The sequence below is a fragment of the Gordonia sp. NPDC003376 genome (assembly GCF_053589235.1).
The window spans coordinates 15,465-29,013 of the sequence record NZ_JBSFRM010000015.1; the positions used below are offsets into that span (position 1 = coordinate 15,465).

9 protein-coding genes are annotated in these 13,549 nt (G+C 67.6%); 2 read left to right on the forward strand and 7 right to left on the reverse strand.

The features are described 5' to 3' along the window. Positions 1-14 precede the first annotated feature (14 nt). From ACWDUA_RS15740 to ACWDUA_RS15755, 4 genes are all read right to left on the reverse strand, one after another. Entirely contained in the window at positions 15-668 is a 654-nt protein-coding gene (locus ACWDUA_RS15740) for a MogA/MoaB family molybdenum cofactor biosynthesis protein (protein ID WP_449751933.1), read from the reverse strand. A 75-nt stretch (positions 669-743) separates the two neighbouring features. Next, the gene (locus tag ACWDUA_RS15745) at positions 744-2,276 is read right to left on the reverse strand and encodes a S1C family serine protease (RefSeq protein ID WP_449751934.1); all 1,533 of its coding nucleotides are present in this window, start codon (positions 2,274-2,276) and stop codon (positions 744-746) included. A 143-nt stretch (positions 2,277-2,419) separates the two neighbouring features. Next, positions 2,420-3,838 carry an ATP-binding protein gene (locus tag ACWDUA_RS15750; protein WP_449752035.1) on the reverse strand — a complete coding sequence of 473 codons (1,419 nt, stop codon included), beginning with the start codon at positions 3,836-3,838 and terminating at the stop codon, positions 2,420-2,422. A 179-nt stretch (positions 3,839-4,017) separates the two neighbouring features. Beyond that, the gene (locus ACWDUA_RS15755) at positions 4,018-4,704 is read right to left on the reverse strand and encodes a response regulator transcription factor (protein WP_449751935.1); all 687 of its coding nucleotides are present in this window, start codon (positions 4,702-4,704) and stop codon (positions 4,018-4,020) included. A 367-nt stretch (positions 4,705-5,071) separates the two neighbouring features. Between ACWDUA_RS15755 and ACWDUA_RS15760 the strand changes: the two genes are divergently transcribed. After that, the gene (locus ACWDUA_RS15760) at positions 5,072-9,256 is read left to right on the forward strand and encodes a molybdopterin-dependent oxidoreductase (RefSeq protein ID WP_449751936.1); all 4,185 of its coding nucleotides are present in this window, start codon (positions 5,072-5,074) and stop codon (positions 9,254-9,256) included. A 378-nt stretch (positions 9,257-9,634) separates the two neighbouring features. Beyond that, positions 9,635-9,925, forward strand: a complete 291-nt coding sequence (locus ACWDUA_RS15765) for a GIY-YIG nuclease family protein (protein ID WP_449751937.1) — start codon at positions 9,635-9,637, stop codon at positions 9,923-9,925. Between the two features lie 364 nt (positions 9,926-10,289). Here ACWDUA_RS15765 and ACWDUA_RS15770 read toward each other — a convergent pair whose 3' ends face one another. Genes ACWDUA_RS15770 through ACWDUA_RS15780 form a run of 3 tightly spaced genes read right to left on the reverse strand, consistent with a single transcriptional unit; the run spans position 10,290 to position 13,455 of the window. Then, positions 10,290-10,619, reverse strand: a complete 330-nt coding sequence (locus ACWDUA_RS15770) for a Rieske (2Fe-2S) protein (protein ID WP_449751938.1) — start codon at positions 10,617-10,619, stop codon at positions 10,290-10,292. Further along, on the reverse strand, positions 10,616-13,108 hold the full coding sequence (nirB, locus tag ACWDUA_RS15775; RefSeq protein ID WP_449751939.1) for a nitrite reductase large subunit NirB: 2,493 nt from the start codon (positions 13,106-13,108) through the stop codon (positions 10,616-10,618). Before nirB ends, ACWDUA_RS15770 begins: the two co-directional genes overlap by 4 nt. Continuing rightward, positions 13,108-13,455 (reverse strand): molybdopterin oxidoreductase, encoded by a 348-nt coding sequence (locus ACWDUA_RS15780; RefSeq protein ID WP_449751940.1) that lies wholly within the window; start codon positions 13,453-13,455, stop codon positions 13,108-13,110. The genes nirB and ACWDUA_RS15780 overlap by 1 nt, the downstream gene beginning before the upstream one ends. Between the last annotated feature and the right edge of the window lie 94 nt (positions 13,456-13,549).

The window sequence follows — 13,549 nt, forward strand, 5'->3', positions numbered from 1 at the left end:
ATGATCAACGGGATTCAGAACTCGCTGATGTTGGCGATCACATATTTCGCCAACGGGGCGACGGTCGCCATTCCGTCGCGCACCGCGGCACGGGAGTCGGCGATGTTCACCACCAGGGTCTGCCCGGAGATTCCGGCCAGCCCGCGTGAAAGTCCACCGTCGGTCGCACCCGCGGCCAGACCCGAGCTGCGGACCGCTTCCTCGATGCCCCGCAGACGACGGTCGAGCAGCGATTCGGTGGCCTCCGGCGTCACATCCCGGGCACCGACACCCACGCCGCCCACCGACACCACCAGATCGACACCGCCGATCACCGCGGTGTTGAGGGCATTGCGGATCTCCACCTCATCCCCCGACACCACGATCGTCGCGTCCACATGGAAGCCCGACTCCGCCAGTAGTTCCCCCACCAGCGGACCCAGCGGGCTCTCGGTCTCCCCGTGTGCGGCGCGATCGTCGACGACAACCACCAGGGCACGGCCGACCTCGTCACCACCGGGCACCACCGCTCCCCGTGTCTGACGTGCCGCAAACTCTCGAGCCGCGGCGTCGGCGGCGACGACGTCGGCGGGATCCACCTCCGGGGTGACCTCCGCTTCCGGCGCCCCGAAACGGGGATCGCCGGTGGCGGTGGTCCCGATCACCTGAAAGTCGGAATCACTCGTCATGGCCTTCGTCCTCTCTCACCGACCGACGGATGTGGTCGGCACGTTCGCGTTCGTGGATCGTTCGTCGGCGTCGCCTCAGTTCGACTCCAGCGTCGCCAGGGTCACCTCGGCGGTCCGGGTCTGCCCACCCACCTGATAGGTCACCGTCACGCGGTCTCCCGGTGCATGCGACCGCACCGCGGCCACCAACGCGTCACCCGAGGTGATGGTGCGATCGTCCACCTTGGTGATGACCGCGCCCTTCGGGATTCCGGCTGCCGCGGCCGGGCCGTTCGCGGTGACGTCGGAGACCAGGGCACCCGGTGACGAGGAGTCACCGCTCGGGCGCACCGACACCCCGAGCCCCGCGTGGGTGGCCTTGCCGGTCTGGCGGAGTTCGTCGGCGATCCGCATGGCCTGATCGATCGGGATGGCGAAGCCCAGGCCGATACTCCCACTCTGCTGTGTCTGCGTGCCGCCGAGGGTCGCGATGGCGGTGTTGATCCCGATCAGCGCACCCCGGGCATTCACCAGCGCGCCACCGGAGTTGCCGGGATTGATCGCGGCGTCGGTCTGGATGGCGTCGATCACCGAGGTGGTGCCACCCTCCCGCGACGTCGACACCGGGCGGTCGAGGGCGCTGATGATGCCGGTGGTCACGGTGCCGTCGAGACCCAGCGGCGCACCGATCGCGATCACGTCCTGGCCCACGGCGAGGTTCTTGGAGGTGCCCACCTGGATCGGCGTCAGACCGGCCTTGTCCACCTTGAGCACTGCGATGTCGGAGATCGCGTCGGTGCCGAGTACTCGTGCCGACGCCCGGGAACCGTCGGAGAAGTTCACCGTGACCTTGCTCGCCGGGCGACCGTCGGAGCCGCTGACCACATGGTTGTTGGTCATGACCACGCCGTCGGCGGTCAGCACCACGCCCGATCCGCTGCCCTGCTCGTTGCCGGAGACCACCTCGATCGACACCACCGACGGCAGCACCTTGGCGGCCACCTCCTGGGTGGATCCGGCCGGGGCCTGCACCGGCTGGGTGTCGGTGGCGCTGGGGTCACCGCCGAGCGGCTGGCTGTTGGCCACCGTCGACGACGAGTCGTCGCCGACGCGCGAGCCGACGAATCCGCCGATCCCACCGGCGACCAGACCGATCACCAGGGCACCGCCGACGAGTGCCGCGCCCACCCCCGCCCGGGACTTCTTCTTGGCGGGCGGCTGCGCCGGTTCCCCGAGCGGGGCGCCCGGATCGCCGAAACCGCCTGCGGGAGCGCCGGTCACCGGAATCGGGCCGGTGTTCGACGGGAATCCCGCCGTGGTCGGGGTGCCGTACGGATCGGACCCGAACCGGCTGGTCGGGGGCACCGCCCCGGGCTGGCCGTACTGAACAGGGGACGCACCGGGAGGAGGTGTGGCACCGGGGGCCGGGGTCGGGCCGGGATAGCCGCCCGGCGAACCCTGGGTCGTCGGGTCACCGAAACCCGCACCACGTTCCCAGGGTGCACCGCCGCTCGCCGGGAACCCTCCCGTGTTGGGACCACCCGGCTGCCCTGACTGCCCCGACTGTCCGGGCCGGCCCGGGTCGTTCTCGCCGTCGAAGGGGCCGCGGTGCGAACCTCCACCCGTCATCGTCGTCTACCCCATATCTGTCGTGATCTACATCCGTTTCCCGACCAGGTCAGACCGGGACTCTGCGCTTCGCGGTACCGCGCAGACAACCCTAGGGGATGAACCATCCGGGTGGTCGGCCGAACTCGAAGTCGCTTCCATCCCTACTGACGAACCACCTGTGGAGATGGTTCCGCCGGAGCGGGTCGGCCCGGCAACGTCATTCGGATGAGTGCCCCGCCGAGGTCGGACTGTTCGGCGCGCACACTGCCACCGAGACGTTCCACCACCTGCCGCACGATCGCGAGGCCCAGACCGGATCCCGGCATCGACCGGGACTGGGTGGAGCGATAGAAGCGTTCGAACACCAGCACCCGATCCTCAGGCGGGATCCCCGGGCCGGCGTCGGCGACGGCGAGCTCGGCGGTACCCGGGGACACCTGGATCAGCGACACCCCGACGTGCCGGCCGCGCGGGGACCACTTGGCCGCGTTGTCCAGGATGTTCAGCACCGCGCGGGACAGTCCCTGCCGATCACCGAAGACGAACCAGGGCACCATCGTGACGTCGAACTCCACGTCGGTGCGCCGACGCCGCACCCGCTCGAGTGCGCCCTCGAGCACCTCGGTGAGATCGACCTCCTCGTGCACCACCTCGGGGGCATCGGCACGGGCGAGATCCACCAGGTCGCCGACCAGCGTCGAGAGTTCCTCGATCTGTGCCATCACATCCGAGCGCAGCTCCACCATGTCGGCGGCGGGAACCGTGGGCGCACCGGGCGCACTCGAGGCGATCAGCAATTCGAGATTGGTCCGCAACGAGGTGAGCGGTGTCCGCAGTTCGTGACCGGCGTCGGCGACGAGTCGCGCCTGCTGGTCGCGGGATTCGGCCACCGCGCGCAGCATCGTGTTGAAACTCTCGGTCAGATGCGCCAACTCGTCCTTGCCGGTCACCGGGATCGGCGTGAGGTCCTGTGTGCGGGCCACCCGCGCTGTCGCCCGGGTCAACCGGGCCACGGGTCTCAGCCCGGCGCGGGCCACCGTGGTCCCGGCCAGGGCCGCGAGCGCGACACCACCGCAACCCACCACGAGCAGCACCCACGCGAGCCGTTTGAGGATGCGGTCGGTGCGGACCAGCGACTGCGCCAGGATCAGAGTGCTGCCGTCGTCGAGCTTGCGAGCCAGGACGCGGCTGTTGTCGACGGTGCGCAGGCTCTGCGGATTGGATCCGGGCGCGTTGGGCGACTCCGCGATCTTGCGTTCGACGTCGCCGAACGGCACGTCCCCGATGTAGGGCCCCACACCCGACGGGTTCAGCAGCATGATCGAGATGCTGGTGGAGAACACCGTTCCGGTGATCAGCGTGTCCGGCCGTTTGGCCAGCACACCGTTCTTGGCCAGCACCGTCATGCCGTCGGCGCGACTCTCCAGACCGGCGTCGACCTCGTTGTACAGCGCGCGGTAGACCACGAAATAGGCGGCCACACCCATCAGGGTCACCGCGGCGAGCACCACCGTCGCCGACAACGCGGTCACGCGCAGCCGCAACGACACCGACCGGGTCAGCAGCAGCGGGGCCCGCATCTCACCGAGACGCCGGCGCTCACGCAGTCGCGACCACCACGTCCACCGGGGTCGACGATCGGTCTCGCCGGTCGGCCCGCTGGTTCTGGTCGACGCAGCAGTGTCGGGGCGCGGGCGGCCCGGGCCCTCCGCACGCGTGTGGGCGTCGGTGACCTGATGGAAATGACCGGAAGCACTCACTACGGCGGGGTCTCACGCAGGACATATCCGACGCCGCGCACGGTGTGGATCAGACGGGACTCACCCTCCGCCTCGGTCTTGCGACGCAGGTAGCCGACGTACACCTCGAGGGCGTTGCCGGAGGTCGGGAAGTCATAACCCCACACCTCCTCGAGGATCCGGCTGCGCGAGAGCACCCGCCGGGGATTGGCCATCAGCATCTCGAGCAGGGCGAACTCGGTGCGGGTGAGGCTGATCTGGCGTTCGGCACGGAACACGTCGCGGGTCACCGGATCGAGCGACAGATCGGCAAAGGTCAGGGTCTCCGAGTCGGCACCGTCCTCCGGGCCCGCGCGCCGCAGCAGCGCTCGCAGGCGCGCCAGCAGCTCCTCCATCGCGAAGGGCTTGGGGAGATAGTCGTCGGCGCCGGCGTCGAGGCCCGCGACACGCTCGGACACCGAGTCCCGGGCGGTGAGCACCAGGATCGGCAGATCGTCACCGGTCGACCGGAGTCGGCGGCACACCTCCAGCCCGTCGAGCCGGGGCATCATGACGTCGAGGATCGCGACGTCAGGGCGCTCGGCGACGATCTTCTCCAGGGCCTCGATGCCGTCCCCCGCCGTGTCGACGGTGTATCCGTTGAACGTCAGCGACCGTCGGAGGGACTCACGAACAGCTCGATCGTCGTCGACCACCAGGATGCGCATACATACAGTTCTATCGGCAACGACTAAGAGACCGCTGAGCGACGCGCGGACGTCATTTGGGCAGTTCGCCCGGCGGAAATGCCCACGCGGGGCGATCCTGGGATCATCGGACGCCGACCCCGGGCATCGGGCTGTTCGCACCGTCGTCCCGTCGTCGTCCCGCAGGAGACGCGGGGCACGCGCCGTTCGGCGGTGGCGGTGCCCGGTCTGCCGGCCCGCACACGCCGCGCGGGCCCGTGTGAGATCACGGTGACGGTCACGTAACCGGCTCAACCGAGTCGCGAAACACACGCCGCGAATCCTGGATGTCGTGACGAGTGCCGACACGCGATCTTCCCTCTGTGCCTACTGCGGCGTGGGGTGCGGCATGGATCTGACACTCTCCGACGACGCCGCACCCGGCTCATTGCCGCTGCGGGTGATCAAGGCCGGCGGCCGCAAGGACCACCCCACCAACTTCGGTCGGCTGTGCACCAAGGGCTCGACCACCGCCGACATGCTCAACGCCGGTGGCCGCCTCGAGGCCCCCCTGGTGCGCGCCCATCGGGGGGCCGACCCCGAACCCGCCGACATCGACACCACCATCACCCACACCGCCCGGCGACTGCGGGCGATCGTCGACGAGCACGGCCCCGACTCGGTCGCGCTGTATGTATCCGGGCAGATGTCCCTGGAAGCGCAGTACCTCACCAACAAACTCGCCAAGGGGTTCATCGGCACCAACCAGATCGAGTCCAACTCCCGCCTGTGTATGGCCAGCGCCGGCACCGGATACAAACAGTCGCTCGGATCCGATGCCCCGCCCGGCTCCTACCAGGACTTCGACCACGCCGACGTGTTCTTCGTGATCGGCGCCAACATGGCCGACTGTCATCCGATCCTGTTCCTGCGCATGATGGATCGCGTCAAGGCCGGCGCCAAACTCATCGTCGTCGACCCGCGGCGCACCGCCACCGCCGACAAGGCCGACCTGTTCCTGCAGGTGAACGGCGGCACCGACCTCGCCCTGCTCAACGGTCTGCTGCACCTGATCGTCGAGAACGGCCACACCGACCCCGATTTCATCGCCGAGTTCACCGACGGCTTCGAGCAGATGCCGGAGTTCGCCGCGCAGTACCCGCCGTCGGTGGTCGCCGAGATCTGCGGCGTGGACGAGGCCGACCTGCGCCGGGCCGCCGACCTCATCGGCACCGCCGAAAACTGGATGAGCTGCTGGACGATGGGCCTCAACCAGTCCACGCACGGCACCTGGAACACCAACGCGCTCATCAACCTTCACCTGGCCACGGGTGCACTGTGCCGGATGGGCAGCGGACCGTTCTCGCTCACCGGGCAGCCCAATGCGATGGGTGGACGCGAGATGGGCTACATGGGACCGGGTTTGCCCGGCCAGCGCGCGGTGATCTCCGACGACGACCGCGCCTTCGTCGAGGAGCGGTGGGGCGTGCCTTCGGGCACCCTGCACACCCGGCTCGGCGGCGGAACCATCGACATGTTCCGCCGGATGGCCGACGGTGAGATCAAGGCGTGCTGGATCATCTGCACCAATCCCGTTGCCTCCGTGGCGAACCGCAAGACCGTCATCGAGGGCCTCGAACGAGCCGACCTGGTGATCACCCAGGACACCTTTGTCGACGTGGAGACCAACCAGTACGCCGACGTCATCCTGCCCGCCTCACTGTGGACCGAGTCCACCGGTGTGATGATCAACTCCGAACGCAATCTCACCCTGTTCGAACCGGCCGTCGCCGCACCCGGGCAGGCCTTGCCGGACTGGCAGATCATCGCGCGGATCGCCACCGAGATGGGATACGGCGAGGCGTTCGACTACCGCAGTGCCGAGGAGATCTTCACCGAGATCAAGGAATTCGCCAATCCCCGAACGGGTTACGACCTCCGCGGAGTGACCTATGAGCGGTTGCGCAGCACCCCGATGCAGTGGCCGTGCCCACCGCCGTCCGACGACCGGCCCGATCCCACCGCCGACGGCGCCCGCAATCCCGTCCGATATCTCAACGACGGGGTCAGTCAGACCCTGCACACGCTGCCCGAGGGAACGGTGCCGCGGCTGGCGTTCGCCACACCGAATCGCCGGGCGCAGTTCTTCGCCCGGCCGCACATCGCGCCCGCCGAGATGCCCGACGACGACTACCCGATCCTGCTCAACACCGGTCGGCTGGCGCACCAATGGCACACGATGACCAAGACCGGAAAGGTCGCCAAACTCAACAAGCTCAATCCCGGGCCGTTCGTCGAGATCCATCCCGACGACGCCGAACGTCTCGGGATCGGTGCCGCCGACAAGGTCGAGGTGGCGTCGCGGCGCGGGCGGGCGGTGCTCCCGGCGCAGGTGTCCGACAGGGTACGACCCGGCAACTGCTTCGTCCCCTTCCACTGGAACGACTCGTTCGGCGAGCACCTGGCGATCAATGCAGTGACCTCCGATGCCATCGACGAGGCGTCGCAGCAACCGGAGTTCAAGGTGTGCGCGGTGACCCTCACCAAGGTCGCCGTCCCCACCGACGAGCCCGGTATCACCGACACAGGTTCGGCGCCAACCGAATCCGATTCCCCCACCGAAACCCACAGATGGAGTCCGGACGTGCTCGACGTGCTCGCCGCCTCGCTCGGGGTGGCCGACGTCGCCGCCCCGCAGCCCACCGAGTCCGAGCGGATCTACCTCGCCGGTCTCGTCGCCGGGGTGCGGGCCAACCCCACCGGCGCACCCACGGTCCCTCCGGATGCGCCGTTGCGCCCCGAGATCCGCAGCTGGGTCGGCGGCATCCTCGCCGGCATGTTCGCGCGCAGCCACATCGCCGGGGCGGGAATGGCCCTGCCCGCCGGTGGCGCACCGGGTCTCGGCCCGGCCACTCCCGACGGGGAGATCGTCGATGCCGAGACCGAGACGGAGACGGTCACCGTCGCGTGGGCGTCGCAGACCGGAAATGCCGAGGAGTTCGCCACCGCGTGTGTCGAGCGCGTCAAGGCGACCGGTCGCGATGTGGTGTTCCGCGAGATGGACCAGGTGGACGTGAGCGCGTTGTCGGGGACCACGCTGTTCGTCACATCCACCACCGGCGACGGTGAGCCCCCGGACAACGGGTCGTCGTTCTGGGATGTCCTCACCGGCGACGACGCCCCGAACCTGTCCGGCGTGGACTATGCGGTGCTCGCCTTCGGTGACTCCAGCTACGACGACTTCTGCGGCCACGGACGCAAACTCGACGAGCGACTCGATGCGCTGGGTGGTCGGCGGATCACCGATCGTGCCGACTGCGAACCCGACTACGAGGAGACCGCCGGCGGATGGCTGGAGCAGGTGATCGTGGCGATGAGCGCCAAGGCACCCACCTCCGAGGTCACCGGGGATCGCGTCGTGGTGGTCAGCGAACCCGCCGATTCCGCTGCCGCACCGGCCATCCGGACCGGGTCGGCGTACTCGCGCAAGAACCCGTACGTCACCACCCTGACCCGCAACGTCCGGCTCAACGGCGCCGGATCACAGAAGGACGTGCGGAACTTCGCGTTCGAGCTGCCTTTCGCCGAGCTCAGCTATACCGCCGGCGACGCACTCGGCGTGTGGCCACTCAACAACCACACCCTGATCGACGAGTGGCTCACGGTCACCGGGTTGAGCGGCGACGAGAAGGTCACCGCCTGGGGCGACCCGATGACCTTGCGTCGTGCGCTGCGTGAGCGCGTCGAATTCGCCAAGATCACACCCGATCTCCTGCGCTTCGTCGCCGAGCGCAACGGGGCGTCGGAGTTGCGTGAACTGGTGGTTCCGGGCAACAAGCGGCAACTCGACAACTGGTCGTGGGGACGCCAGACGGTGGACGTGTTGTCGGAGTTCCCGGTGCATGCCTCGGCCGAGGAATGGGTGGATGTGTTCAAATCCCTCACGCCACGCCAGTATTCGATCTCGTCGAGTCCGCTGGAGAAGACCGACGAGGTTCAGCTGACCGTGTCCACGGTCCGTTACGACCACGCCGGTAAGACCCGTGGCGGGGTGTGCTCCACCTTCCTCGCCGACCACGCCGACGAGCAACAGGACATCGGCGTCTTCGTCACGTCGGCAACCCATTTCGGGCCTCCGGCCGATCCTGATGCGCCGACCATCATGATCGGGCCGGGCACCGGCATCGCCCCGTTCCGCGGATTCCTCAACGAGCGCCGGGCACGAGGCCACGAAGGCCACAACTGGCTGTTCTTCGGCGAGCAGTACTCGGCCACCGACTTCTACTACCGGGACGAGATGACGTCGATGCTCTCCGACGGCCTGCTCACCCGCCTCGACGTCGCGTTCTCCCGCGACCAGGAGCGCAAGATCTATGTCCAGGACCGGATGCGCGAGCACGGTGAAGAGCTGTACCGGTGGCTCCACGACGGCGCACACGTCTACGTGTGTGGCGATGCGTCCCGGATGGCCAAAGACGTCGACGAGGCACTCAAAGGCATTGTCGCCCAACATGGAAAGCTGTCGGCGAAGAGCGCCGAGTCCTACGTCAAAGCCCTCGCCGCCGACAAGCGATATGTGCGGGACGTGTACTGACCGGAGCGAGGACCGACGATGGTTGAGCACCCTCGACGGTGGTCGAGCAGGACCCGAGTACCAGACGATGGTTGAGCCGGGACCGAGCATCGCGAGGACACCTCCACGATGGTTGAGCCGGGACCGAGCATCGCGAGGACACCTCCACGGTGGTTGAGCCGGGACCGAGCATCGCGAGGACCCGAGTACCAGACGATGGTTGAGCCGGGACCGAGCATCGCGAGGACCCGTGTCGAAACCTCGGCAACACACCCCACCAGCCGGCCACGACGCACCGCCCACACCGTCGATCACCACCCTCATCCCCAACGACGCCGTTGTCCACACCTGACCACACCGTCGGCGGGACAGGTGCTCGCCATCGCGGATAGTGGTCCCATGAGCGCCTTCATGTACATCTTGGAATGCGCCGACGGAAGCTACTACGTCGGCAGCACTCGCAATATCGAGCGAAGACTTCACGAGCACAACACCGGTGTCGGAGCTGCTTTCACCCGCCGCCGACGACCCGTGCGCGTCGCCTATCTTGCGGAGTTCGGCGACATCGGCGAGGCTTATGAGGCCGAGAAGCAGGTCCAGGGGTGGTCACGAGCAAAACGAAAGGCGTTGATCGACGGGGATTTCGATGCGTTGCGGTGGTTTTCCCGGCGGCCGTGGGAACGCCGATGATCGTTGTGGTTGCGTATAGTGTTCGGGTGACCGAGGTTTCGACACGGGTCCTCGCTCCGCTCGGTCCCGGCTCAACCACCATGGAAGTCTCGCTCCGCTCGGTCCCTGCTCGACCACCGTTGGGGTCGTCCTGCTCAACCACCAAAACCAGCACACGCGGGAGCGACGACCACTACGGTGGTTGAGCCGACGATGAGCGTAGCGAAGAGTCGAGTCGAAACCTCCTCAGGCCGAACTCGCCAACGCGACCACAGCCAGGACGAAGGTGTCCCGGACGGCACCTCATCGCATACCGGCCCCCATGCACCCGGGATGCGGTGTCGGTGTCGTCCGGGACATCGATGACCACGCTGTCATCGAAGTATCAGACCCACACCACGATCTGGCCGTCGCGATCGTCGGCCCGGTAGGTGTCGACGGTTCCGATCCCGTCGGTCGAGCAGGCGCCGGTGGCGAAGGAGAAGGCGTACTGATGCAGCGGGCAGACCACCTTGCCGAGGTCGAACTGACCGTCGGCCAGTGGACCGGCCTTGTGCGGGCACACCGCCGACGTCGCACGCAGCGTGCCGTCGGTCATCCGGAAGACCGCGACCTGCCTGTCCTCCAGCGCATATGCACGCCCCTCGCCCGGCATGAGGTCGGTGTCGGGACCCACCGCGACAGGCCTGGTCGTGATCGGGTCGACGGCGGTCATCGGACCGGCACCTGGGGCAGCGGCAACAATGGGAGCGCCGAGGTGAACTGGGCCGCCGACTTGGGCTCCTGCCGGTCGAGCCACGGGTCGACGTACCCGGCGATCGAGACGTCGATCCGCTCCTGCAGGCCGGCGACCAGACCGTCGCGGTCGGCGACGATGATCTCCTCGATCTCCTCGATCCCGATCCGCGGCACCCACGCATAGGTACGTTCGAGCCACTTGGCGTTTTCACGGTAGAACTGGATGAACAAGCCGCACAGGCGAACCACTTCGTCGGGCGAATCGACGGTGGCGAGCAGATCGCCCTTGCGGATGTGCGCGCCGGCCGCACCGCCGACGTAGATCTCCCAGCGGCCGTCACCCACCGCGACCACCCCGAAGTCCTTGCACAGCGCCTCGGCACAGTTACGCGGACAGCCGGTCACGGCGAGTTTGAGCTTCGCCGGGGTCTCCAGGCCCTGGAAGCGGGACTCGATGGCGATACCCAGCGATGTCGAATCCCCGAGCCCAAAGCGGCAATAGTCGGTGCCCACACAGGTCTTCACCGTGCGGAAGCTCTTGCCGTAGGCGTATCCCGACGGCATACCCAGGTCCGCCCACACCTTCGGCAGGTCTTCTTTCTTGACCCCCAACAGATCCAGGCGCTGACCGCCGGTGGCCTTGATCATCGGGATGTCGTATTTCTCTGCGACGTCGGCGATCTTGCGCAACTGATCCGGGGATGTGACCCCGCCCTTCATCTGCGGCACCACAGAGAACGTGCCGTCGCGTTGGATGTTGGCGTGCACGCGGTCGTTGACGAACAACGCACCGGGTTCACGTTTCCAGTCGGCACCCCACACCACCCGCAGCAACGAGGCGAGCGGCATCTTGGATGCGGCGTCCTCCCCGTCGGGCGCGAGCGCGGCGAACACCTCGCTCACCGACCGGAGGTCCTGCCGCCGAATGGCATCGATCAGTTCGGGTTTGGTCAGCGGGATGGACGGCACATACCAGTCGGCGGCGGCGTCGACGGTCAGCGCATCACCGGCCGCGTACTCGACGATGTCGGCGACGAGGCCCTTACACGACCCGCAGCCCTTGCCGGCGCGGGTGGCCGCACACACCTCGGCGACGCTGGTGCAACCGCCGCGAACACACGCCACGAGATCGCCTTTGGTGACGCCGTTGCAGTTGCACACCTGTACGTCGTCGGCGAGTTCGGCCGCACCGGTCTCGGCGCTGGGGGTACCCATGTCGAACAGCATCGAGATGCGCTCGTCGGGCAACGGCACCTTCTCGTCGAAGGCCTGGGTGAGGAAGTTGGCCTTGGAGATGTCGCCGAGCAGCATCGCCCCGATCAGCTTGTTGTCGCGCACCACGACGCTCTTGTAGATCCCCGACCTGGGTTCGTAGAACTGGACGAACTCGTCGTCCTCGCGTTCGGGGCCCTTGACCCCCATCGCCGCGACGTCGACACCGGCGACCTTGAGTTTGGTGGTCAGCCGCGAACCGTGGTACTCCGCTCGCGGATCGGCCCCGGTGATCACATCGGCGAGCACCACCGCCTGCTCCCACAGCGGCGCCACCAGTCCGTACACCTCGCTGCGATGCTGGGCGCACTCGCCGACGGCGTAGATGAATGCCTCGTCCTCGCAGCGCATCTGGTCGTCGACCACGATGCCCCGTTCGACGACGAGACCGGCACTCCGCGCAATCTCGACATTGGGTCGGATGCCGGCGGTCACCACGATCATGTCGGCGTGCAGCGATCCGCCGTCGGTGAATCCCACCCCCGACACCGCGCCCGCGTCGTCACGCAGCACCGCGGTGGTGCGTTTTCCGGTGTACACCCCCACGCCGAGCTCTTCGATCTTGTTGCGCAACACCTTTCCGCCGCGCTCGTCGAGTTGCTGGTTCATCAGGTGGCCGGGTGAATGCACCACGTCGACGTCGACACCCTGGGTCTTGAGGCCGTAGGCCGCCTCGAGGCCCAGCAGTCCGCCGCCGATGACCACCGCGCGCACGTGATCGCGCGAGGTGGCCAAGTCGAGCATGCCGTTGGTGTCGGCGATGGTGCGGAAGCCGAAAACCCCACGCGCCAGCCGACCGTCGGGTTCCCGCAGGCCGTCCATGTTGGGGAAGAACGTATGCGAGCCGGTCGCGATGATCAGCACGTCGAAGGCGATGACCCGGTCGCTCTCGCAGGTGACGGTCTTGGCGAACCGGTCGATCGACACCGCCCGGTCACCGGCGTGCAGCGTGACCCCGTTCTCGGAGTACCAGGCCATCGGGTTGAGCATGAGATCGGCGTCGTCGACGGTGGTCTCGCCGGCCAGCACATGGCTGAGCATGATGCGGTTGTAGTTGCCGTACGGTTCGTCGCCGATCATCGTGATGTCGAACTGGTCGGCACCACCGCGGGCGAGGATCTCCTCAACGGTGCGTGCGCCGGCCATTCCGTTGCCGACCACCACCAGCCGACGATGCGGCGCCTCTACCGCCATCAGATGATGACCATTCCGAAGTCGATCACGACCTCACCGGCACACCCCTCAGGTGCGGCGAGGACGAGCTCGAGGACCGAGTCCGGGTCGACGTCCTCGACCACCCGGAGCGGCACGTTGACCGCGGCCCGCGCCCCCATCGGAAACATCCGCATCGGCTTCCCGTCACGCATGAGTGTCACGTGGACGAGTTCATCGCTGCTGTTCCCTCCCCGGAAGTACAGCGGTTGAACGGTCATCCCCGGCGGTACCACATACGACAGGGTGGGATCGATCGGCGCGGGCTTGGACAGACCCGATCCGGTGAACGCGAACACGCCCTGCAGGAAGTGCGGAGTACTGGACATGACGACAGGGTCCCGAGCCCACGTGAAGGGCGACTTGCCCCGGTGTTACATCCCAGTTGTGTTCACCTCACTTGCCGCATCGGGCCGTCGTGAG

Coding starts and splice junctions, on each gene's coding strand:
- ACWDUA_RS15780 (WP_449751940.1), bottom strand. CDS start 13,455: ATGTCCAGTACTCCGCACTTCCTGCAGGGCGTGTTCGCGTTCACCGGA.
- ACWDUA_RS15770 (WP_449751938.1), bottom strand. CDS start 10,619: ATGACCGCCGTCGACCCGATCACGACCAGGCCTGTCGCGGTGGGTCCC.
- ACWDUA_RS15755 (WP_449751935.1), bottom strand. CDS start 4,704: ATGCGCATCCTGGTGGTCGACGACGATCGAGCTGTTCGTGAGTCCCTC.
- ACWDUA_RS15750 (WP_449752035.1), bottom strand. CDS start 3,838: ATGCGGGCCCCGCTGCTGCTGACCCGGTCGGTGTCGTTGCGGCTGCGC.
- nirB (WP_449751939.1), bottom strand. CDS start 13,108: ATGGCGGTAGAGGCGCCGCATCGTCGGCTGGTGGTGGTCGGCAACGGA.
- ACWDUA_RS15765 (WP_449751937.1), top strand. CDS start 9,635: ATGAGCGCCTTCATGTACATCTTGGAATGCGCCGACGGAAGCTACTAC.
- ACWDUA_RS15760 (WP_449751936.1), top strand. CDS start 5,072: ATGGATCTGACACTCTCCGACGACGCCGCACCCGGCTCATTGCCGCTG.
- ACWDUA_RS15745 (WP_449751934.1), bottom strand. CDS start 2,276: ATGACGGGTGGAGGTTCGCACCGCGGCCCCTTCGACGGCGAGAACGAC.
- ACWDUA_RS15740 (WP_449751933.1), bottom strand. CDS start 668: ATGACGAGTGATTCCGACTTTCAGGTGATCGGGACCACCGCCACCGGC.